The sequence below is a fragment of the Stenotrophomonas sp. SRS1 genome (assembly GCF_026130205.1).
In the GTDB taxonomy this organism is placed as follows: domain Bacteria; phylum Pseudomonadota; class Gammaproteobacteria; order Xanthomonadales; family Xanthomonadaceae; genus Stenotrophomonas; species Stenotrophomonas rhizophila_B.
This window is the reverse complement of sequence record NZ_JAINFD010000001.1, coordinates 23,983-44,576: the sequence shown is the minus strand read 5'-3', so window position 1 is coordinate 44,576 and position 20,594 is coordinate 23,983. Positions and strand designations below refer to the sequence as shown.

Sequence of the window (20,594 nt, the reverse complement as noted above, 5' to 3'; positions counted from 1 at the left end):
GCGGCAACCGCGTCGCTTACTCCTGACCGAACGCGTCCGCAGGCAGCCCCAGCAGCGCCCACAGCGCCTTGGGCACCCGCTTGCCGGGATGGCGTACCACCCACAGCTGGCGCGACATCGGCGGCACCGGCGTTTCCACGACGCTCAAGCTGCCCAGCGCCAGCAGATCGGCCACCGCATGCCGCGACAGGCACGCCAGGCCCAGCCCGGCCGCAGCCGCCTGCTTGATCGCCTCGGTGCTGCCCAGCTGCATGGCGCGGGCAAAGTGATGCAGGTGCGGCAGCAGCGCCTGCTCGACCGCCTCGCGGGTGCCCGAACCCGGCTCACGCAGCAGCCAGCGGGCCTGCGCCAGCGCCGCGACATCCATGCGAGCGGGCGTCGTTCCCGGCGCGGCCACGATGACCAGATCATCGCGCTGCCACGGCAGCACCTGCAGGCCGCTTTCATGACACGGGCCTTCAATCAGGCCCAGATCGACCTCCAGGCGCTGTACGGCCGCGACCACGTCCGCGCTGTTGCCGATCCGCAGGTCCACCTGCGCCTGCGGGTTATCGGCCAGCAGCGCGGCGACGCGGGACGGCAGCAGGTAGTTGCCGATCGTGGTGCTGGCCCCGAGCCGCAGCAGCAGAGGCAAGACGCCGGCGTTGGACTGCCCTGCGCCGGCCAGCCGCTCCAGATCGACGGCGGCGACCAGCAGCGCGCGGGCCGGATCCAGCAGCGCCCGCCCCTGCGGATTGAGCACCAGCCGGCGCCCGATCCGGTCGAACAGCGGGCTGGCCAGTTGGCTTTCCAGTTCGTTGAGCGCGGCGCTGGTGGCCGACTGCGACAACGCCAGCTGCGCGCCCGCCGCAGCCGTGGTGCCGGCGTCGGCAATGGCGACGAAAACCTGCCATTGGCGGAGGGTGAGGTGCATGACGACAATTAACGCACTAAACAGGTCGAATTGACACGAACAATGCGTTTTACAGGTTTGTCGGCGACGCGCAGGCTATGGCTGTGCGTTGACTGGAGACCCTTGTGAACATCTTTGCCGCCGCCCTGCCCTCACCCACCACCGCGCAGCGCTGGCGCGGCCGCCTGCCCGGGCTGCTGCTGACCGGCGCCGTTGCGGCTGCGGCCATGGGACTGGCGCCGCTGCCATGGCTGCAGACGCACGGGATCAGCGCGCTGACCCTGGCCATCGTGCTCGGCATCGCCGTGGGCAACACCGTTTACCCGCGGCTGGCGGCCCATGCCAACGCCGGAGTCGGCTTTTCCAAGCACTGGCTGCTGCGGGCGGGCATCGTGCTGTACGGCCTGCGCCTGACCTTCCAGGACATCGGCCAGGTCGGTATCAGCGGGGTGCTGATCGATGCGCTGGTGCTGACCAGCACGTTCGCGCTGGCCTGGTGGGCCGGGACGCGATGGTTCGGCCTCGACAAGGAGAGCGCCCTGCTGATCGGCGCGGGCAGCTCTATCTGCGGGGCGGCGGCGGTGATGGCGGCCGAGCCGGTGGTGCGCGGGCGCGCCGAACAGGTGACCGTGGCCGTGTCCACCGTGGTGGTGTTCGGCACGCTCGCGATGTTCCTGTACCCGTTGCTGTACCAGCTCAATCAGGCGCACGGCTGGATCCCGATGAGCGCGCAGGCCTACGGCGTGTTCACCGGCTCGACCGTGCACGAGGTTGCGCAGGTGGTCGCGGCCGGCCGCGCCGTGAGCGCAGCTGCGGCCGACACCGCCGTGATCGCCAAGATGGTGCGGGTGATGATGCTGGCACCGTTCCTGATCGGGCTGTCGATGCTGCTGGCGCGCGGTGGTGCGCCTGGGGCGCCCGGCCAGCGCGCCAGGATCGTGGTGCCCTGGTTCGCGTTCGGCTTCGTCGCGGTGGCCGGGCTCAATTCGCTGCAGGTGCTGCCGGCGGCCGTCGTCAGCGCGGCGATCGATCTGGACACCGTGCTGCTGGCGATGGCGATGGCCGCGCTCGGTCTGACCACGCATGCCTCGGCGCTGCGCAAGGCCGGGATGACGCCGCTGCTGCTGGCGCTGCTGCTGTTCGGCTGGCTGTTGGCGGGTGGGTTGGGGATCAACCTGGGCGTGCATGCGCTGCTCGGCTGAGGCACGCCGGGCGGACTTCTGCGACACTACCGCATGTCTGAATTCTCCTCCCTGCCGCTGAAACCAGCGCTGCTGCCCGGCATCGATGCCATGGGCTATACCTCGCTCACCCCCGTACAGGCCCAGAGCCTGCCGGCCATCCTTGAGCGCCGCGATGTCATCGCACAGGCCCCGACCGGCAGCGGCAAGACCGCGGCCTTCGGGCTGGGCCTGCTGCAGGCGCTGGACCCATCGGTGACCCGCGCCCAGGCGCTGGTGCTGTGCCCGACCCGCGAGCTGGCCGACCAGGTCGGCAAGCAGATCCGCAAGCTGGCCACCGGCATTCCGAACCTGAAACTGCTGGTGCTGACCGGCGGCATGCCGCTGGGCCCGCAGCTGGCCTCGCTGGAAGCGCACGACCCGCAGGTCGTGGTCGGTACGCCCGGGCGCATCCAGGAACTGGGCCGCAAGCGCGTGCTGCACCTGGGCGGCGTGACCACGCTGGTGCTGGACGAAGCCGACCGCATGCTCGACATGGGCTTTGAAGAGCCGATCCGCGAGATCGCCGGGCGCACCAGCAAGGACCGCCAGACGCTGCTGTTCTCGGCGACCTTCCCGGATGAGATCCGCGAGATCGCCCGCGTGCTGCTGCGCGATCCGGTGGAAGTGACCGTGGAAGGCGCCGATCACGCGCCGGCGATCCGCCACCTGTTCTGCGAGACCGAGCTGGCACTGAAGCAGAAGGCGCTGGCCGGCCTGCTGCTCAAGTACACGCCGGAATCGGCCGTGGTGTTCTGCAACACCCGCCGCGATGTCGACGATGTCGCCATTTCGCTGCAGCAGTTCGGGTTCTCCGCGCTGCCGCTGCACGGCGAGATGGAACAGCGCGACCGCGATGAAGTGCTGGTGCGCTTCGCCAACCGCAGCTGCAACGTGCTGGTCGCCAGCGACGTGGCCGCGCGTGGCCTGGATGTGCAGGATCTGGCTGCGGTGATCAATTACGAACTGCCGACCGATATCGAAACCTATGAGCATCGCGTGGGCCGTACCGGCCGTGCCGGTGCCACGGGCCTGGCGATCAGCCTGGTGACGCACCGCGAGCGCAACCGCGCCGATGCGCTGGAAATGGCACAGGGCAAGCCGCTGGACTGGCAGAAGACGCCGCTGGCCACCGCACGCCCGCCGGTGCTGCCGCAGGCCGCGATGACCACGCTGCGCATCGATGGCGGCAAGACCGACAAGCTGCGCCCGGGCGACATCCTCGGCGCACTGACCGGCGATGCCGGGCTGGCAGCCAAGTACATCGGCAAGATCGACATCTACGCCACGCGCTCGTATGTGGCCATCGCGCGCGAACAGGCCGGCCGGGCGATCGCCCAGCTGGAGGCCGGCAAGATCAAGGGCCGCCGGTTCCGTGTCCGCAAGATGGATGTCTGAGCGGTAGAGCCGACCGTTGGTCGGCTGATCGCGTCACGCATCCGGTAGAGCCGACCGTTGGTCGGCTGCACTTTCGTCGCGGCGTTTGAGGTGCCGGCCAGCGGCCGGCACTACCGGGGGCGGTAGGCCCGCGCGGATTCCCGGATCAATAGACCAGGTTGGCCAGCAGCGGGACGTCATCCGTCCAGCGGTCGCGGCCACCGAGGCCGGCCAGCTCCACCAGCACGGCCGCACCAACCACCTCGACCTGCAGCTGGCGGGCCAGCGACAACGCCGCCAGCAGAGTGCCGCCCGTGGCGAGCACATCATCGATCACCAGCACGCGTGCGCCGGCCGGCAAGGCATCAGCATGCACTTCAATGCTGTCCGTGCGGTATTCCAGGGTGTAATCCTGGCGCAGCACCTTGCCCGGCAGCTTGCCCGGCTTGCGCACCGGCACGAAGCCCACGCCCAGCACCCGCGCCATGGCCGCACCGAGGATGAACCCGCGCGACTCGATCCCCATCACCGCCTGCAGGTTGGCATCGCGCCAGGGCGCGACCATCGCATCGATGGCAGCCGCGAAATCCGGGCCGTCGGCGAGCAGCGGCATGATGTCCTTGAACAGGATGCCCGGCTTGGGGAAATCGGCGATGTCGCGCAGGCGGCCGGCCCAGGCGGGCGTGGCGGAAGACTCGGTCATGATCGGCGCAGCACAAAGGGTGGCATAGGGTAACCGAGCGTCTTACGAGCTGCAGGACAGCATCGAGCAGCCGGCCTTCACACGTGCCCACTCGGGCCGCTTGGCCGCGAAGTGTTCGCGCCCCGGCTGCGTTTCATACGGCCGCCGCAGCACCTCCAGCAGCGTATGCACGCCGCTCAGGTCGCCCTGCTCCGCCTGTTCGATCGCCTCCTGGGCGAGCCAGTTGCGCAGCACGTAGACCGGATTGGCGCGGCCCATCTGCTGCTGGCGCGCCTGTGCACTCAGGCCATCGCCGCGCAGGCGTGACGCGTACTGCTGCAGCCATGCCTGCAACGACGGCAGCACCGCGTCGCGACGCGCCGGGCTGTAGAACGCCTCCTCCAGCACCGCCACGGAAGGCGATGCGGGATCGAGCGCCATCAGCCCACGGAAGGCCAGGGACATGTCCATCTCGCCCTCGTGCAGAATCTCCAGCCACGCCGCCATCAACGCCACGTCGTCATCGCGGCAGGTGTCCAGCCCCAGCTTCGCGGCGATGTCGGCGCGCTCGCAGTCCGCGTGCACCTGCTGGAAACGCGCCAGCCCGTCATGCAGCGGGGTGACATCCTCGAACAGCGGTGCCAAGGCCTGCGCCAGCCGGGTGAGATTCCAGTACGCCACCTGCGGCTGCGTGCCGAAACGATAGCGTCGGCCCTGCGCGTCGGTGGTGTTGGGGGTCCACTCCGGATCGTAGTCCTCGACCCAGCCATACGGGCCGTAATCGATGGTGAGCCCGAGAATGGAGAGGTTGTCGGTGTTCATCACCCCGTGCACGAAGCCGACGCGCATCCAGTGCGCGACCAGCACCGCGGTGCGTTCGCAGATCTCGGCGAACCAGCGTGCATGGCGCGCCTCGCCCGCCTCTGCCAGCGCAGGAAAATCGCGCGCGATGCAGACATCGGCCAACTGCAGCAGCAACGTCGTGTCACCGCGCGAGGCCGGCAGTTCGAAGCTGCCGAAGCGGATGAACGACGGCGCGACGCGACACACGATCGCGCCGGGTTCGGCTTCAGGGTGACCGTCGTAGAACATGTCGCGCACGACGGCATCGCCGGTGCCGACCAGACTCAGCGCGCGCGTGGTCGGCACGCCTAGGTGATGCATCGCTTCACTGCACAGGAACTCGCGGATGGACGAGCGCAGCACCGCACGCCCGTCGGCGCCCCGCGAGTACGGTGTGCGCCCGGCGCCCTTCAACTGCAGCTCCCAATGCGCACCGTCCGGGGTGAGCAGCTCGCCCAGCGAGATCGCACGGCCATCGCCGAGCTGCCCCGCCCAATGGCCGAACTGATGGCCACCGTAGTTGGCCGCCCACGGTGCCATCCCGGCATACAGCGCATTGCCGCCGAACACCCGCGCGAAATCCTCGCTCTCGATCAGGTCCTCGCCCATGCCCAGCAGCGTGGCCACCTCAGGCGAGTACGCCAGCAGCCGTGGCGCGGCAACCGGCGTCGGCATGACCGAGGACCACGCGGCCTCCCGCACCTCGCGCACGCGCGGGCCGGTTTCCGGGTCGCCGGGCAGGTCACGGATGAAACGGTTGTCGAAACGCAGGGGCTGGGTGCTCATAGGCATGAAATGGGGGCAGACCGGCTGCCCCGCAAGTTCAGCGCGAACCGCCGCCGAGGTTCAACGGACCGCCGCGCTCCACCGCACGCTGGTACGCCGGGCGCTGCTCGATCCGCGCCAGGTACGCCTGCAACCGTGGGTAGGCGGTCATGTCGCCACCGCGCGCGGCGGCGGCCTGGATCGGGAAGCTCATCTGGATATCGGCAGCGGTGAAGCGCTCACCGGCAAACCAGGGCGACTGGCCGAGCTCGCGTTCCATCCAGTCCATGTGCAGCTTCACCTGAGGACGCACGAAGCCGTTCAGCGCCTTGTCGGCAATGGAGCGCGCGATCGGCTTGGCGAAGAACGGCATCGGCGCGTTGCGCAGCCGCGAAAACACCAGCGTCATCACCAGCGGCGGCATCGCCGAGCCTTCGGCGTAGTGCATCCAGTAGCGGTAACGCACCCGTTCGGGGGATTGGGCCGGCATCGGCTCGGGCGAGAGCTGGCGGCCGCTGTCGTAGCGGTCGGCGAGGTATTCCAGGATCGCGCCGGATTCGGCCAGGACCAGCGCATCGTCCTGCAGCACCGGCGATTTTCCCAGCGGGTGCACGTCGCGCAGCGCCTGCGGTGCCAGCCAGGTCTTGGGATCGCGCTGGTAGTTGACGACCTGGTACGGCAGGCCCAGTTCTTCGAGCATCCACAACACGCGCAGCGAGCGCGAGTGGTCCAGATGGTGCACCTTGATCATCGAGGGTTCCGCAGGGTCAAAGCGGCATCGTAACCGGGCGGCCGGCACGATGACGTCTTCAACGTGTTCTGCGGTGGCAATGCCCGAATGCCGCCCAATAAAAAACGCCGGAAGCTCTCGCTTCCGGCGTTTTAGGCGACCTTACGGTTGCGGGGGGTCGATTAGACCGCCTGCACCTGGTCAGCCTGCATACCCTTCTGGCCCTGCACGGCGACGAAAGTCACCTTCTGGCCTTCCTGCAGCGACTTGAAGCCGGTGCCCTGGATCGCGCGGAAATGCACGAAGAGGTCCGGGCCGCTTTCCGGGGTGATGAAGCCGAAGCCCTTGGCGTCGTTGAACCACTTCACGGTGCCCTGCTGACGATCAGACATGTACTAACTCCTGAAACAATAGTTGAAATAATCGCGGCCGCCGCGTATCGGAGCCGAGACTGAGTTGCAGGCGTTGGTAAAGCGGATCGATGAGCAGATCGTGAGATCAACTGCACCAGGCCACGATTCACGGTGACCCTAGCAAACACAGTGTGGGTGACGATACTCGTGTTTTACCGAAAAAGCGATAGCTGGTTGATTCAGCCATCCTCCCCCTCCCGCCTGACAGGACAAGGGGTCGGGCGATCCTACACGAAATCGCACCCCCCATTCAGATTTTTCCTACCTTAAGATCAGCAAAATGACAGATGCCCCGACCCCTAAAGTTCACATCTGGGTGGACGCCGACGCCTGTCCGGCGGTCATCAAGGAGATCCTGTTCCGGGCCGCTGAGCGTGCCGGGATCGAGATGACCCTGGTCGCGAACCACTGGTTGCGGACCCCTCCGTCCCGTTTCATCCGCTCGATCCAGGTTCCACCGGGCCTGGATGTGGCCGACAGCGTGATCGTCGAACGGGTCCAGCCAGGCGATCTGGTCGTCACGCAGGACATCCCGCTGGCGGCCCTGGTGCTGGACAAGAAGGCCGTCGCATTGAACCCGCGCGGCGACCTGTACACCCCGAACAACATGGCTGAGCGGCTGTCGATGCGCAATTTCATGGAAGAACTGCGCGGCTCCGGCGTTCAGACGGGCGGACCGGCGCCCCTGCACGCGCGCGACAAGCAGGCCTTCGCTGCGCAGCTGGACCGCTGGCTGGCCAAGCGTTCAGGCTGAAGGATCAATCCACAGTTCCAGGCAGCCGGCCAGCGGCCGGCTCTACAGATGTAGCGACAGCCCGCTGGTGAACGTGCGCCGCTCCCCGGTCAGCGGGTCATCGAACGTCAATTCCTTCGCCAGCAGTTGCAGCGGCGCGTCCGCCGGCGCATCGGCGAGCAGCTCCGGGTACAGGTCGTCCCCTAGGATCGGCGCACCCAGTCCCGCCATGTGCACGCGCAACTGGTGCTTGCGGCCGCTGACCGGGTGCAGCCGGTAGCGCCAGACCGGTCCAGTGCCGTCGATCACCTCGATGCGGGTCCGGGCATTGGGCTCACCGGGCACCTCGGCCATGCGGAAGAACGGCTCGCCGGGGACCAACCGCGTATGGCGCTCCAGCGGGAACGCCCGATCCGGCAGCGGCGGTGCCAGGGACTCGTACACCTTGTCGATGCGCCGCTCGCGGAACAGGCGCTGGTAGGCATCGCGGGTATCGGGCCGGGTCGAGAACAGCACCAGCCCGGCGGTCAGCCGGTCCAGGCGGTGCAGCGGCACCAGGTCGCGGTTACCGGTGCGCGCTACCAGCCGCGCCAGCAACGTCTCGCGCACGTAGCCGCCGGCAGGGGTAACCGGCAGGAAGTGCGGCTTGTCGGCCACCAGCAGGTGCGCGTCCTGATCGACGATGGCCTCCACGAACGGAATCACCGGCTCATCAGCCACTTCACGGAAGTACACGATCTCCAGCCCCACCTGCCAGGCCTGATCCGGCGCGAGCGCCCTGCCCTGCGCGTCCTGCACCCGCCCCCGGGCGAAGCGGTCCGCCCACTGCGCGCGGTCGATGCGCGGAAAGCGCGCGCACAGCCCCTCCAGCAGGCTTGGCCAGTCGCCGGGGGGCAACTGCAGGCGGCTGGGTGCGGGGGCAGCGAGGATCGGATCGGACGGGCTCATGGCGAACCATTATCATGGCGCTCTTTGTTTCAGGTATCCCCATGGCCCTCACCGCCACCATCCGCAAGGCCGAACTGCAGATCAGCGACATGGATCGCGGCTATTACGCCAGCCATACGCTGACGCTGGCCCAGCACCCGTCCGAGACCGACGACCGCCTGATGGTGCGCCTGCTCACCTTCGCCCTGAACGCCGATGACCGGCTGGAGTTCGGCCGCGGCCTGAGCGTGGACGACGAGCCGGACCTGTGGCGCCGCGATTACACCGGCGACATCGAGCTGTGGATCGAACTGGGCCAGCCCGACGAGTCGCGCCTGCGCAAGGCCGCCGGCCGCGCGCGCGCGGTGCAGCTGGTCACCTATGGCGGCCGCGCCGCCGACATCTGGTGGGACCGCAACGCCTCCGCGCTGAAGAAGCTCTCCACGCTGGAGGTCATGGACCTGCCGGGCGAGTTCGTCACCGAATGGGGCGCGCAGATCGAACGCACGATGCAGTGGGACGTGCAGATCCAGGACGGCGAAGTGCAGTTGACGTCCGACAAGGCGCAGCTCAGCGTCATCCCCACCTGGCGCAAGCAGAAGCCGCAGGCGTGAGTGTGATCCGCTGTGATGTGCTGGTCATCGGGGCCGGCGCTGCCGGACTGATGTGTGCGATGACCGCAGGCAAACGCGGGCGCCTGGTGCAGGTGATCGACCATGCCAACAAGGTCGGCAAGAAGATCCTGATGTCCGGCGGCGGGCGCTGCAACTTCACCAATACCGGCACCACGGCGGCCAACTTCCTGTCGGCCAATCCGCACTTCTGCAAATCCGCGCTGGCCCGCTATACGCCGTGGCATTTCATCGAGATGGTGGAGCGGCACGGCATCGCGTATCACGAAAAAGAGCTGGGCCAGCTGTTCTGCGATATCTCCTCCAAGCAGATCGTGAAGATGCTGGTGGACGAATGCCAGGCCGCCGGGGTGCAGATCCGCACCGACTGCGGGGTGCAGAAGGTGGAGCGCGGCGCGGACGGCTTCCACGTGCACACCGCGCAGGGGCACTTCCATGCCGCCTCGCTGGTGGTGGCCACCGGTGGCCTGTCGATTCCGAGCATGGGCGCCACCGGCTTCGGCTATGAGCTGGCCCGCCAGTTCGGCCATGAAGTCCTGCCGACCCGCGCCGGGCTGGTGCCGCTGACCCTGAGTGGCAAGCACCAGGAGCGCTTCAATGACCTCAGCGGGGTGGCGCTGCCGATCACGGCGCGCTGCAACGAGGTCGAGTTCCGTAATTCCATGCTGATCACCCACCGCGGCATCAGCGGCCCGGCGATCCTGCAGATCTCCTCCTTCTGGCAGCCCGGCGATGAGCTTCGGCTGGACCTGCTGCCGGGCCAGGACGCGCTGGCCTGGCTGCGCCGGATGAAGGCCGAGCGCGGTGCCGCCGAGCTGCGCACGGTGCTGTCGGAGGTGGTGCCGCGCCGGTTGGCGCTGCGCCTGTGCGAACACTGGCTGCCGGACCGGCTGGTGCGCCAGATCGACGAGCCCCAGCTGCGCCAGGCCGCGGAAGTGCTGCAGAATTTCCCGCTGGTGGCCAGCGGCACCGAGGGCTACCGTACCGCCGAGGTGACGCTGGGCGGGGTCGACACCCGCAAGGTGTCCTCCAGTACCTTTGAATCGCAGCTGGTTCCCGGCCTTCACTTCATTGGGGAAGTGCTGGACGTGACCGGCTGGCTGGGGGGCTACAACTTCCAGTGGGCGTGGGCCTGTGGCCATGCCGCGGGCAGCGTGGCCTGAGCCGGAACGAACGTTCCGTGATCGGCTACCGTTTGCCGCATGGACGTAGTCACACGCATCGTGTATCAAGTTTGCAGTCCGGGGAGTAGTGAATGCAGAACGCGAATGACATGACGGTCCGCCTGCTGATCGTGGACGACAGCGGCGAGAACGCCGAGACCATCGTCAGCACGCTGCGCAACAGCGGCATCGCGGTGCGCCCGATGCGCCCGCAGCACAGCGAGGAACTGGCCCAGGCACTGGGCACCCAGCCGATCGACCTGGTGCTGGTCGCCGCCGCGCAGAGCATCCCGCTGCTGCAGGTGACCCAACAGATCGCGGCCAGTGGCAAGGACATCCCGATGATCCTGCTGGCCGAATCGATCGATGAGAACGAGTGGGTCGAGGCCGGCGCCAACGGCATCCGCGCCATCGCCCTGCGCCACCGCCCCGAGCACCTGCTGGCGGTGGTCCGCAACGAATGGACCGATCTGCACGCGCGCCGCGGGCTGCGCCGGATCGAGGCGCAGATGCGCGAGACCGAGCGCCGCTGCGATGCGCTGATCTCGTCCTCGCGCGATCCGATCGCCTACATCCACGAAGGCATGCACATCCGGGCCAACGAGGCCTACCTGGAGATGTTCGGCTACGAGACCTTCGACGATGTGGAAGGCATCTCGCTGCTGGACATGGTCGCCCCGCAGCACGTGGACGGCTTCAAACAGCTGCTCAAATCCATGAGCAAAGGCGATGCCCCGCCACCGCAGTACCAGGTGGACGCACGCAACCAGGACGGCGCTGTGTTCGCCGCGACCATGGAGTTCACCCAGGCCAGCTACGAGGGCGAATCCTGCCTGCAGGTGGTGTTCCGCCGGCGCATGGAGTTCGATCCGGAACTGGCGCGCGAGGTCGAGGACCTCCGCCAGCGCGATCAGGTCACCGGCCTGCTCAACCGCCCGACGTTCATGCTCCATGTCGAGAATGCCGTGGCCCAGGCCGGCCGCAGCGAGGGCCAGTTCGGCCTGCTGCTGATCGAACCGGACCATTACGCGCGCCTGCTGCCGGAGATCGGGCTGGACTCGGCCGATGCGCTGATCGGCGCCCTCGCCCGCGTGCTGGCCCAATCGGTTGGCGACACCGCACAGGTGGCCCGCTTCGGCGAACACAGCTTTGCCGTGCTGACCGAGGCCCCCTACGCGCAGACCGTCGCCCTGGCCGACCAGATCCGTGAGGCCTTCGCCTCGCAGGTGTTCAGCATCGGCGAGCGCTCGGCCACCGTCACCGTCAGCGTGGGCGGTGTGCAGGTCGGCGAGAAGATCGCGAGCATCGGCCAGGTGCTGGCGCGCGCGACCGAGTGCACCCAGGCGGCGCTGGAGCTGGGCAACACCACCCGCGTGTTCGATCCGGCCGCGGTGGACCGCGTGGAAGAAGAGCGCATCCAGCACTGGGTGACCCGCATCCGGCAGGCGCTGGACGGCGATGGCTTCCAGCTGCACTACCAGCCGGTCCTCAGCCTGCAGGGCGAGGCACTGGAGCTGTACGAGGCCTACCTGCGCCTGGACCACAACGGCGAGCTGCTCAGCCCGAACGCGTTCCTGGGCATCGCCGAGGACCATGGCCTGCTGGCCGACATCAACCGTTGGGTGGTCACGCACGCCATCGGCATGCTCGCCGCGCGCAAGCGCGAGGGCCATGTCACCCACATGATGGTCAAGATCACCCCGGAGTCGTTCAACGACCCGCTGATGATCGCCACGCTCCGCCGCGAACTCGAGGCGCAGGGTGTGCCGGGCGAACAGCTGTGGCTGCACGCGCCGGAGGCCAAGGTATTCACCCATCTGCGCAATGCCCAGCAGTTCTTGGCCGCGGTCGCCCCGTTGGGCTGCCGGATCGGTCTGGAGCAGTTCGGATCAGGGCTGGATTCGTTCCAGCTGCTGGCGCACTTCCAGCCGCAGTTCCTCAAGCTGGACCGCGACTTCACGTCCGACTTCGCCCGCACCCGCGAGCACAGCGAGAAGATCAGCGAGATCACCGCGCGTGCGCAGGCCGCCAACATCCGGACCATCGCCGAGTTCGTCGCCGATGCCAACTCGATGAGCCTGCTCTTCAGTGCCGGCGTGGATTACGTGCAGGGTGAGTTCGTCGGCCCGGCGGGGCCGGTGATGAACTTCGATTTCAGCTGAGGGGAAGCGTCACGACCCACGGTCGTGACCTACCGCCTCCCCCGCATCAGGGGGCGCGCCGCCCAAGCATCAACGGATGCGCCACACCAGTAGATGCCGACCGTTGGTCGGCATCCCTCCTTCCGATCAGGCCATCTCGACCAGGTTCGGAATCTTCACGTCGGTGGCGACATCGGCGTCGTAATCCACGCCCTCCACGCCAAACCCGAACAGACGCAGGAAATCGGCCTTGTAGCCGGCCAGATCGCTGATCTCGTACAGGTTCTCGTTGGTCACCTGCGGCCACAGCGCGACTACCTCGCCCTGCACCTCCGCCGCCATTTCCTTGTAGTCCGCGCGCAGGCGGCCTGCGTCATCGATCAGCTCGACCTTGCGGCCGCCATCGGTGACCAGATCGTGGCGCAGGCGCTCGGTTGCGGTGCCTGCGTCCTTGCCGCCGTAGAGGATGTCGTACAGCGTATCGAGCTGCTCGATGCAGCCTTCGTGCGTGCCCTTGGCCTTCATCACCTTGAACAACAGCGACAGGTACAGCGGCATGGTCGGGATCGCCGAACTGGCCTGGGTGACCACCGCCTTGAGCACCGACACGCGCGCATCGCCACCGATCGGGGCCAGCTTCTGGCGCAGACCGACGACCTTCTCGTCCAGATCCTTCTTCGCCGCGCCGATGGAGCCGTTCCAGTAGATCGCCTGGGTGATTTCCTCACCCACGTAAGTGAAGGCCGTGGTGGTCGCGCCCTCGGCCAGCACACCGGCCTCGAGCAGCGCATCGATCCACATCTGCCAGTCTTCGCCGCCCATCACGGCGACGGTGCCGGCGATCTCTTCCGGGCTGGCCGGCTCGATCGTGGTCTCGGTGATCACTTCCTTGTCGGTATCCAGGCCGCGCAGCGTGATCGGCGCACCGATCGGCTTGAGCGTGGAGCTGATCACTTCACCGGTCTTGGGATGCTTGCGGCGCGGCGCGGCCAGGCTGTACACCACCTGGTCGACCTGGCCGAGGTCCTGCTTGATCAGCTCGATGACCTTGGCCTTGACCTCATCGGAGAACGCATCGCCATTGACGCTCTTGGCGTACAGGCCGGCCTGCTCGGCGTACTTGTGGAACGCGGCAGTGTTGTACCAGCCGGCGGTGCCGGGCTTGGTCTCGGTGCCCGGGCGCTCGAAGAACACACCCAGCGTGGCGGCATCGCTGCCGAAGGCAGCGGTGATGCGCGCGGCCAGCCCGTAGCCGGTGGAGGCGCCGAGCACCAGCACCTTTTTCGGGCCGTTGGTGATCTTCGGCTTGGACTGGATGTAATCGATCTGCTGCTTGACGGCCGCATCGCAGCCGACGGGATGGGTGGTGACGCAGATGAAGCCGCGCACACGCGGTTTGATGACCATGTAAACCTCGAGGGGGACTGGCGCAGGGCGGACCGGCGCGTTGAAAAGGGAGGTCGCGCGCCACCGGAGCGGCTGCGCGGAACGCAAGGGATCGTAGTGCGCAGCGCTGCTTAGTACAACCGACGGGGGTGTATGTTCCTTGTGGCCTGGGACCGGTGAGGGCAGGACGGGACGCGCCGTGAATCCGTCCCTGGAGGCTCGACACCCGCATCCATGCGGGTGACGGTCCCGCCCTGCCCTCACCGGCCCCTGCCTGACACAGGGTCGCTGCGGATGGGAGAGCAGCCACGCATGGCGTGGCTCTACCTGCCACACCTGACGCTGTGACGAGTGCATTGGATGCTGACTCTTGGAGATTGGCCGGCTGTCGCCGAACCAGGATCGCGCGTGCAGAGAGTCACCAATGCCAAGACCGATTCTTGCCCCACGTAGATCCACGCCAGCGCGGGTGGCGTTGCTCTGCTGTGCCTTGCTGTGCCTTGCTGTGCCTTGCTGTGCCTTGCTGTGCCTTGCGTTGCCTTGCTTCGCTCTGCCCTACCGACCGCCATGCAGCAGCCCGTCTGGAGGGTGACGGATAGCGATGTGCAGGACCGTTGGAGCGCCATGGATGGCGCTCACGAGCCCCCAGGGATGGGTTTACGGCGGGTCCCGCACAGCGCTATCCGTCGCCCTCCAACAGTGAGCACCCAAGGCGCCGCCCTGGCTCTGGCTCTGGCTCCGGCTCTGGCCCCAAACAAAAAGAAAGGCCGCGCAATGCGCGGCCTCTCAGATGTTTCATACCACCAGAAACCTTACGGACGGCGCTCCAACGCTTCCACGTCCTTCGCCTTCGGCAGCAGATCCTGCTTGGTCACCGCCAGCGCACCCATCGTCAGCAGCGGGCAGGCAATGAAGATCGACGACAGCGTACCGATCACCGCACCGATCATCTGGCTCAGCGCCAGCCCTTCCAGCGAACCACCGCCGTACAGATACAGCGCCAGCACCGACAGGAAGAACACCAGCGAGGTGATGATCGTGCGCGACAGCGTCTGGTTGATCGACCGGTTCATCACTTCCAGCGGCTCCACACGCAGGCTGCGGAAGTTCTCACGGACACGGTCGAACACCACGATGGTGTCGTTGATCGAGAAGCCCATCACCGACAGCAGGCCGGCCAGCACGGTCAGATCGAACTCACGGCCACTCAGCGAGAAGTAACCCGCCACCACCAGCACGTCGAACAGCGTGGTGATGATCGCCACCATCGCGAACTTCCACTCGAAGCGGAAACCGATGTAGATCAGGAAGCCGATCAGCACGAACAGCGCCGCGTACAGGCCGTTCAGCGCCAGCTCTTTACCGACCTGCGGGCCGACGAACTCGGCACCCACGATGGCGGCCTGGTTGCCCTCCATCGAGATCGCCTTCTGCACGGCTTCGGCGGTGCGGTTGTTGGCCTCACCGGCGTTCTCGCCTTCGGCCATCTCCTGCGGCTGCAGACGGATCAGCAGGTTGCTGCCGCTGCCGAAGCTCTGCACCTGGGCACCGGCATAACCGGCGCCTTCCAGGTGCTCGCGCACGGCATCGACGTCAGCGGGCTTGTCGAAGCGGACTTCGACCACGGTGCCGCCGGTGAAGTCCAGCGCGTAGTTGAAGCCCTTGAAGGCAATGCAGCCGATGGCGGCAATGAACACCAGCGCCGCCAGACCGATGGCCACCCAGCGGGTGCGCATGAAGTCGAACTTGGTGTCGTTCGGGATCAGATGCAACGGGAAAAGTTTCATGGTTTCTATTCGCTTCCCGTCAGATGGCCAGGGTCTTGAGCTTCTTGCGGCGGCTGTAAAGCAGCACGGCAAGGGCACGCGAGACGGTGATTGCAGTGAACATGGAGGCCAGGATGCCGACGATCATCGTCACGGCGAAGCCCTTCAACGGACCGGTACCGAACGCATACAACGCCACACCCGCCAGGATGCCGGTGAGGTTGGCATCCAGGATGGTCCCGGAAGCCTTATCGTAACCGGCCACGATAGCCGTCTTGGGCGGCATGCCGGCCCGCAGCTCTTCACGGATACGTTCGTTGATCAGCACGTTGGCGTCGACCGACAGGCCGATCGACAGCGCCAGACCGGCGAAGCCGGGCAGCGTCATCGTCGCGCTGAACAGCGACATCACCGCCACCACGATCAGCAGGTTGAACAGCATGGCCACCGAGGTGATCACGCCGAACATGCGGTAGTACACGGTGAAGAAGATCAGCGTGAACAGGAACGCGAAGCCGACCGCGGTCACGCCGCGCTCGACGTTCTCCGCACCCAGGCTCGGGCCGACGATGCGTTCTTCAACGAAGTCCATCGGTGCGGCCAGCGAACCGGATTTCAGCAGCTTGGCCAGATTTTCCGCCTCGGTCTTCTCCAGGCCGGTGGTCTGGAAGTTCTTGCCGAACACGCCGTTGATATTGGCGACCGAGATCACTTCTTCCTTGACGCGGAAGCTGCGCACTTCCTTGCCATCGACCACGTTCACGGTCGGGATGCGTTCGGTATAGACCACCGCCATCGGCTTGTTCACGTTGGCGCTGGTGAAATCGAACATGCGCTGGCCGCCGACATTGTTCAGCGTCACGCTCACGGCCGCAGCGCCGTTCTGGTCGGTGGTGGCCTGTGCAGCGACCATCTGGTCACCGGTCACGATCACGCGCTTGTTGAGCAGGATCGGGCCGCGGTTGTCACGCTGCTGGTAGACCTTGGCCTCCGGCGGAATGCGGCCACTGGTGATCGCGTCCTGGGCATTGCCCTCGACCACGGCGCGGTATTCCAGCGTCGCGGTGGCACCGATCATGCGCTTGGCTTCGGCGGTGTCCTGCACACCCGGCAGCTGCACGACCACACGGTCGGCACCCTGACGCTGGATGATCGGCTCGGAAACACCGAGCTGATTGACACGGTTGCGCAGCGTGTTGACGTTCTGCTCGATGGCGCCGTTGGCGATCGCGGTCAGTTCGGTCTCCGGCATGCTCACGGTGATGCGGTTGCCCGCCACCTCGTAGCCCAGCGTCGGCTGCGCCTTGACCATGACTTCGCGGGCACGCGCGGCAGCATCGGCACCGGCGGACGGGCTGATGCTCGCCACGATGGTGTTGTCACCACGGCGTTCGACCGACTGGTAGGCGATGCGGGCATCGCGCAGGCTGGTCCGGACGTCTTCGGCGTAGGCATCCAGACGCTTGTCCAGTGCGGCTTTCTGGTCGACCTGCAGCACGAAGTGCACGCCGCCCTGCAGATCCAGGCCCAGCACCATCGGCTTGGCGCCGAGGTCGCTCAGCCACTCCGGCACGGTGGAGGCCAGGTTCAGGGCAACCACGTAGTCCTCGCCCATCTCGTCGCGCAGGGCATCGTTGGCGGCGGTCTGCGCCTGCAGCGTCGGCAGGCGCACGATCAGGCTGTCGCCTTCCTTGGCCACCGACAACGGCTCCACGCCGGCCTGCTTGAGGTCACCCAGCACGCGGTCGCGCAGGGCGTCGTCGATCTGCCCGCCACGGTTGGCGGTGATCTGCACGGCAGGGTCCTTCTGGTAGATGTTGGGCAGTGCGTACAGCGCACTGACCGCCAGCACGATCAGGATGAGGAAATACTTCCAGCGTGGAAATTCGAGCATTGCTTGGGTCCCGCGCGGTGCCCGTCCCGGCACCGCGGTTGAACGGAAAGGGAGTGGATCAGTTGGCCGACTTCAGCGTGCCGGTCGGCAGCACATTGCCCACGGCGCCCTTCTGCACGCGGATGCGCACGTTCTCGGCCACTTCGATGGTGATGAAGTTGTCGCCGATGTCGGTGACCACGCCGGCGATGCCGCCGTTGGTCAGCACTTCGTCACCGCGCTTGACCTTCTCCAGCATGGCCTTGTGTTCCTTCTGGCGCTTCATCTGCGGGCGGATCATCAGGAAGTACATGATCGCGATCAGGATGATCGGGAACAGCAGAGTGGTCAGACCCATGCCCTGCGGCTGGCCACCGGCGGCCTGGGCGTTGGCGGTGGGAATGAGGAAGGCGAGCAGGTTCATAGTGTGTCCTTGGGTTGGGAGGCGCCCTGCCCCTTGAAGGGTCAGGGAGTCGCCGCGAAACGGGGGTCAGCCTCGAAGTATGCCATGGCCCCGGGAGTTCGTCCTTGGGCCGTTTGGCAGGGTCGGCGCGCCGGATCGGCCGGCGGGGGTCACTTTACAGCGCAGGCGTGACCGCTCCACGAGCCGCGTAGAAAGACTCGCGGAAGGCGGTAAAGGTTCCCGCCGCGATCGCGGCACGCATGTCGGCCATCAACTTCTCGTAGTAATAGAGGTTGTGGATGGTGCCCAGCATCGGTGCCAGCATCTCGTTGCAGCGGTCCAGGTGGCGCAGGTAGGAGCGCGTGTAGCCGCTGGTGCAGGCATGGCAGCCGCAGCCCGGCTCGATGGTGTCCATGTCGCGCTCGTAGCGGGCGTTGCGGATGCGCACCGTGCCGAACGAGGTGAAATAGTGGCCGTTGCGGGCATTCCGGGTCGGCATCACGCAATCGAACATGTCCACGCCGCGGGCGACGCCTTCGACCAGGTCTTCCGGTCGCCCGACGCCCATCAGATAGCGCGGGCGATCGGCCGGCAGGATCGGGTGCATGTGGTCGAGCATGGCGTTGCGTTCGTGCTCGGGCTCGCCCACGGCCAGGCCGCCGATGGCGTAGCCGTCGAAGCCGATCTGCTGCAGGCCCTCGGCCGAGCGGCTGCGCAGGTCGTGATGGACGCCGCCCTGGACGATGCCGAACAGCGCCGCGTCGTTGCCCAGTTCATCGTGCGCGTTGCGGCTGCGCTGCGCCCAGCGCAGGCTCAGCTCCATCGAGGTGCGCGCGACCGGCTCGGTGGCCGGGTACGGGGTGCACTCGTCGAAGATCATCACCACGTCCGAATCGAGCACCTTCTGGATGCGCATGCTCTCTTCCGGGCCCAGGAACACGCGGGCGCCGTCGGTCGGCGAGGAGAAGGTCACCCCCTGCTCGGTGATCTTGCGGCGGTGGGCCAGCGAGAACACCTGGAAGCCGCCGGAGTCGGTCAGGATCGGGCCGTTCCAGCGGGCGAAGCCATGCAGGCCGCCGTGGTCGGCGATCACGTCCAGGCCCGGGCGCAGGTACAGATGGAAGGTGTTGCCCAGGATGATTTCCGCACCCAGCGCGCGGATCTGCTCCGGCAGGATGCCCTTCACCGAGCCATAGGTGCCCACCGGCATGAAAGCCGGGGTTTCCACGGTCCCGCGCGGGAAGGTCAGGCGGCCGCGGCGGGCGCGACCGTCGGTGGTCTGGAGCTGGAACTGGAGTCGGGACATGGAGCGGTCATTCGGGCAGATAGTCTGCCATTGTCGCCGAAAACGGCCGCGCCTGCCCCGCTGCCGTCATTCCCCCTGCGGGAACAGCAGCATCGCATCGCCATAGCTGAAGAAGCGGTACTTCTCCGCGATCGCGGCCTGGTAGGCCTCGAACACCCGGGCCTGGCCGGCAAACGCCGAGATCATCATCAGCAGCGTGCTTTCCGGCAGATGGAAGTTGGTGACCATCGCGTCCACGCTGCGGATCCGGTAGCCCGGGGTGATGAAGATCTGGGTTTCCCCGGCATACGGCAGCAGTTCGCCCTCGCGCATGGCGCTTTCCAGTGCACGCACCACGGTGGTCCCGACGCCGATCACCCGTCCGCCGGCAGCCCGGGTGCGGCGCACCTGCTGGACCAGCTCGGCGCCGACGTTCAGCCATTCGCGGTGCATCACGTGTTCTTTCAGATCGTCCACGCGGACCGGCTGGAAGGTGCCCGCGCCCACATGCAGTGTCACGTGGCCGAAGTCCACGCCCCTGTCCTTCAACGTGGCCAGCAGGGCCTCATCGAAGTGCAGGCCAGCGGTCGGGGCGGCCACCGCGCCGATCTCGCGCGCAAACACGGTCTGGTAGCGCTCGCGGTCGTCCACGCCCGGCTCGCGCTGGATGTAGGGCGGCAGCGGCAGCCGGCCGGCATGCAGCAGCCATTGCTCCAGGGCCTCGGGCACGTGGAACTGCAACACATAGAACTCGCCGTCGCGGCCCAGCACCTCGGCCTCGCCACCCGCGTCGAGCGCGATGCGGCTGCCCGGCTTGGGCGATTTGCTCGCGCCGACCTGCGCGCGGGCCTGCTGACCACCGAGCAGGCGCTCGATCAGGATCTCGACACGGCCGCCGCTGGCCTTCTGGCCGAACAGACGGGCCGGAATCACCCGGGTGTCGTTGAACACCAGCAGGTCGCCTGCGCGCAGCAGATCAGGCAGGTCGCGCACCTGACGGTGCTCGAAGGCGGCCGGCGCCGGCGGCACCACCATCAGGCGGCTGGCCGAGCGTTCGGCAAGGGGCGCCTGGGCAATCAGTTCAGGCGGGAGTTCGTAGTTGAAATCGGACTTCTTCAAGGCAGCGCACGGCAACGTGTAGGCAATGTCGGCCATTGTACGACTGGCCCTCGGTGGCAACGCAGGATTCGGCAAACGTCGCGCAAAATGCTGCTATGCAACAGTGTTTTGCGGGGTTATCGCGCGAAAAACCGCGTGCTAGCATCGAACCGGAAGTCTGATGCACGAGCAGGAATGCCCGAAGCGCGCGCGAATAGACGCGCGTTTTGCTTTTCCGCCGTGCCGCCAATCGTTTCAGGAGATC

18 protein-coding genes are annotated in these 20,594 nt (G+C 66.9%); 6 read left to right on the top strand and 12 right to left on the bottom strand.

Features of this window, described 5'->3' with window-relative positions; genetic code table 11:
- Positions 1 to 16: 16 nt before the first annotated feature.
- Entirely contained in the window at positions 17 to 913 is an 897-nt protein-coding gene (locus K4043_RS00220) for a LysR family transcriptional regulator (protein WP_265307781.1), read from the bottom strand.
- 104 nt (positions 914 to 1,017) lie between these two features.
- Here K4043_RS00220 and K4043_RS00215 point away from each other — a divergent pair, with 104 nt between their 5' ends.
- Both K4043_RS00215 and dbpA read left to right on the top strand, forming a co-directional pair.
- A complete protein-coding gene (locus K4043_RS00215; protein ID WP_265307780.1) occupies positions 1,018 to 2,094 on the top strand; it encodes a YeiH family protein in 1,077 nt (358 codons plus the stop codon).
- A 33-nt stretch (positions 2,095 to 2,127) separates the two neighbouring features.
- Complete coding sequence (dbpA, locus tag K4043_RS00210) at positions 2,128 to 3,510, top strand: ATP-dependent RNA helicase DbpA (RefSeq protein WP_265307779.1); 1,383 nt, start codon at positions 2,128 to 2,130, stop codon at positions 3,508 to 3,510.
- 145 nt (positions 3,511 to 3,655) lie between these two features.
- Here the strand turns inward: dbpA and K4043_RS00205 are convergent, their stop codons facing one another.
- The 4 genes from K4043_RS00205 to K4043_RS00190 all read right to left on the bottom strand — a co-directional run bounded on the left by K4043_RS00205 (position 3,656) and on the right by K4043_RS00190 (position 6,901).
- The gene (locus K4043_RS00205; protein ID WP_123729042.1) at positions 3,656 to 4,192 is read right to left on the bottom strand and encodes an adenine phosphoribosyltransferase; all 537 of its coding nucleotides are present in this window, start codon (positions 4,190 to 4,192) and stop codon (positions 3,656 to 3,658) included.
- Between the two features lie 42 nt (positions 4,193 to 4,234).
- Positions 4,235 to 5,800 (bottom strand): protein adenylyltransferase SelO, encoded by a 1,566-nt coding sequence (locus K4043_RS00200; RefSeq protein ID WP_265307778.1) that lies wholly within the window; start codon positions 5,798 to 5,800, stop codon positions 4,235 to 4,237.
- Between the two features lie 37 nt (positions 5,801 to 5,837).
- A complete protein-coding gene (locus K4043_RS00195) occupies positions 5,838 to 6,530 on the bottom strand; it encodes a glutathione S-transferase (RefSeq protein WP_123729028.1) in 693 nt (230 codons plus the stop codon).
- Positions 6,531 to 6,691: 161 nt separating this feature from the next.
- Complete coding sequence (locus K4043_RS00190; RefSeq protein WP_017356920.1) at positions 6,692 to 6,901, bottom strand: cold-shock protein; 210 nt, start codon at positions 6,899 to 6,901, stop codon at positions 6,692 to 6,694.
- Positions 6,902 to 7,202: 301 nt separating this feature from the next.
- Here K4043_RS00190 and K4043_RS00185 point away from each other — a divergent pair, with 301 nt between their 5' ends.
- The gene (locus tag K4043_RS00185) at positions 7,203 to 7,676 is read left to right on the top strand and encodes a YaiI/YqxD family protein (protein WP_123729027.1); all 474 of its coding nucleotides are present in this window, start codon (positions 7,203 to 7,205) and stop codon (positions 7,674 to 7,676) included.
- A 42-nt stretch (positions 7,677 to 7,718) separates the two neighbouring features.
- On the opposite strand, the gene K4043_RS00180 is transcribed toward K4043_RS00185, so the two are convergent.
- Positions 7,719 to 8,603 (bottom strand): pseudouridine synthase, encoded by an 885-nt coding sequence (locus K4043_RS00180; RefSeq protein WP_265307777.1) that lies wholly within the window; start codon positions 8,601 to 8,603, stop codon positions 7,719 to 7,721.
- A 41-nt stretch (positions 8,604 to 8,644) separates the two neighbouring features.
- Between K4043_RS00180 and K4043_RS00175 the strand changes: the two genes are divergently transcribed.
- The 3 genes from K4043_RS00175 (at position 8,645) to K4043_RS00165 (ending at position 12,539) form a co-directional block, all read left to right on the top strand.
- Positions 8,645 to 9,196: a YaeQ family protein gene (locus K4043_RS00175; RefSeq protein WP_088433134.1), complete on the top strand. Its 552-nt coding sequence runs from the start codon at positions 8,645 to 8,647 to the stop codon at positions 9,194 to 9,196.
- A complete protein-coding gene (locus K4043_RS00170) occupies positions 9,193 to 10,377 on the top strand; it encodes an NAD(P)/FAD-dependent oxidoreductase (protein ID WP_265307776.1) in 1,185 nt (394 codons plus the stop codon). Before K4043_RS00175 ends, K4043_RS00170 begins: the two co-directional genes overlap by 4 nt.
- A 92-nt stretch (positions 10,378 to 10,469) precedes the next feature.
- Positions 10,470 to 12,539 carry an EAL domain-containing protein gene (locus K4043_RS00165; protein WP_265307775.1) on the top strand — a complete coding sequence of 690 codons (2,070 nt, stop codon included), beginning with the start codon at positions 10,470 to 10,472 and terminating at the stop codon, positions 12,537 to 12,539.
- A gap of 126 nt (positions 12,540 to 12,665) precedes the next feature.
- On the opposite strand, the gene fabV is transcribed toward K4043_RS00165, so the two are convergent.
- The 6 genes from fabV to queA all read right to left on the bottom strand — a co-directional run bounded on the left by fabV (position 12,666) and on the right by queA (position 20,386).
- A complete protein-coding gene (gene fabV / locus K4043_RS00160; protein WP_265307774.1) occupies positions 12,666 to 13,925 on the bottom strand; it encodes an enoyl-ACP reductase FabV in 1,260 nt (419 codons plus the stop codon).
- A gap of 791 nt (positions 13,926 to 14,716) precedes the next feature.
- Complete coding sequence (gene secF / locus K4043_RS00155) at positions 14,717 to 15,691, bottom strand: protein translocase subunit SecF (protein ID WP_121042091.1); 975 nt, start codon at positions 15,689 to 15,691, stop codon at positions 14,717 to 14,719.
- Between the two features lie 19 nt (positions 15,692 to 15,710).
- A complete protein-coding gene (gene secD / locus K4043_RS00150; protein WP_265307773.1) occupies positions 15,711 to 17,564 on the bottom strand; it encodes a protein translocase subunit SecD in 1,854 nt (617 codons plus the stop codon).
- Positions 17,565 to 17,622: 58 nt separating this feature from the next.
- On the bottom strand, positions 17,623 to 17,967 hold the full coding sequence (gene yajC / locus K4043_RS00145; protein WP_019183141.1) for a preprotein translocase subunit YajC: 345 nt from the start codon (positions 17,965 to 17,967) through the stop codon (positions 17,623 to 17,625).
- Positions 17,968 to 18,121: 154 nt separating this feature from the next.
- Positions 18,122 to 19,252 (bottom strand): tRNA guanosine(34) transglycosylase Tgt, encoded by a 1,131-nt coding sequence (gene tgt, locus K4043_RS00140; protein ID WP_123729020.1) that lies wholly within the window; start codon positions 19,250 to 19,252, stop codon positions 18,122 to 18,124.
- A gap of 66 nt (positions 19,253 to 19,318) precedes the next feature.
- Positions 19,319 to 20,386 (bottom strand): tRNA preQ1(34) S-adenosylmethionine ribosyltransferase-isomerase QueA, encoded by a 1,068-nt coding sequence (gene queA, locus K4043_RS00135; protein WP_321160125.1) that lies wholly within the window; start codon positions 20,384 to 20,386, stop codon positions 19,319 to 19,321.
- Between the last annotated feature and the right edge of the window lie 208 nt (positions 20,387 to 20,594).

Excerpts from the sequence above, each read along its gene's own strand:
- K4043_RS00200 (WP_265307778.1), bottom strand. The coding sequence starts at position 5,800 with ATGAGCACCCAGCCCCTGCGTTTCGACAACCGTTTCATCCGTGACCTG.
- K4043_RS00195 (WP_123729028.1), bottom strand. The coding sequence starts at position 6,530 with ATGATCAAGGTGCACCATCTGGACCACTCGCGCTCGCTGCGCGTGTTG.
- K4043_RS00180 (WP_265307777.1), bottom strand. The coding sequence starts at position 8,603 with ATGAGCCCGTCCGATCCGATCCTCGCTGCCCCCGCACCCAGCCGCCTG.
- tgt (WP_123729020.1), bottom strand. The coding sequence starts at position 19,252 with ATGTCCCGACTCCAGTTCCAGCTCCAGACCACCGACGGTCGCGCCCGC.
- K4043_RS00165 (WP_265307775.1), top strand. The coding sequence starts at position 10,470 with ATGCAGAACGCGAATGACATGACGGTCCGCCTGCTGATCGTGGACGAC.
- K4043_RS00205 (WP_123729042.1), bottom strand. The coding sequence starts at position 4,192 with ATGACCGAGTCTTCCGCCACGCCCGCCTGGGCCGGCCGCCTGCGCGAC.
- fabV (WP_265307774.1), bottom strand. The coding sequence starts at position 13,925 with ATGGTCATCAAACCGCGTGTGCGCGGCTTCATCTGCGTCACCACCCAT.
- K4043_RS00185 (WP_123729027.1), top strand. The coding sequence starts at position 7,203 with ATGACAGATGCCCCGACCCCTAAAGTTCACATCTGGGTGGACGCCGAC.
- K4043_RS00175 (WP_088433134.1), top strand. The coding sequence starts at position 8,645 with ATGGCCCTCACCGCCACCATCCGCAAGGCCGAACTGCAGATCAGCGAC.
- yajC (WP_019183141.1), bottom strand. The coding sequence starts at position 17,967 with ATGAACCTGCTCGCCTTCCTCATTCCCACCGCCAACGCCCAGGCCGCC.
- secD (WP_265307773.1), bottom strand. The coding sequence starts at position 17,564 with ATGCTCGAATTTCCACGCTGGAAGTATTTCCTCATCCTGATCGTGCTG.
- secF (WP_121042091.1), bottom strand. The coding sequence starts at position 15,691 with ATGAAACTTTTCCCGTTGCATCTGATCCCGAACGACACCAAGTTCGAC.
- K4043_RS00190 (WP_017356920.1), bottom strand. The coding sequence starts at position 6,901 with ATGTCTGATCGTCAGCAGGGCACCGTGAAGTGGTTCAACGACGCCAAG.
- dbpA (WP_265307779.1), top strand. The coding sequence starts at position 2,128 with ATGTCTGAATTCTCCTCCCTGCCGCTGAAACCAGCGCTGCTGCCCGGC.
- K4043_RS00220 (WP_265307781.1), bottom strand. The coding sequence starts at position 913 with ATGCACCTCACCCTCCGCCAATGGCAGGTTTTCGTCGCCATTGCCGAC.
- queA (WP_321160125.1), bottom strand. The coding sequence starts at position 20,386 with ATGGCCGACATTGCCTACACGTTGCCGTGCGCTGCCTTGAAGAAGTCC.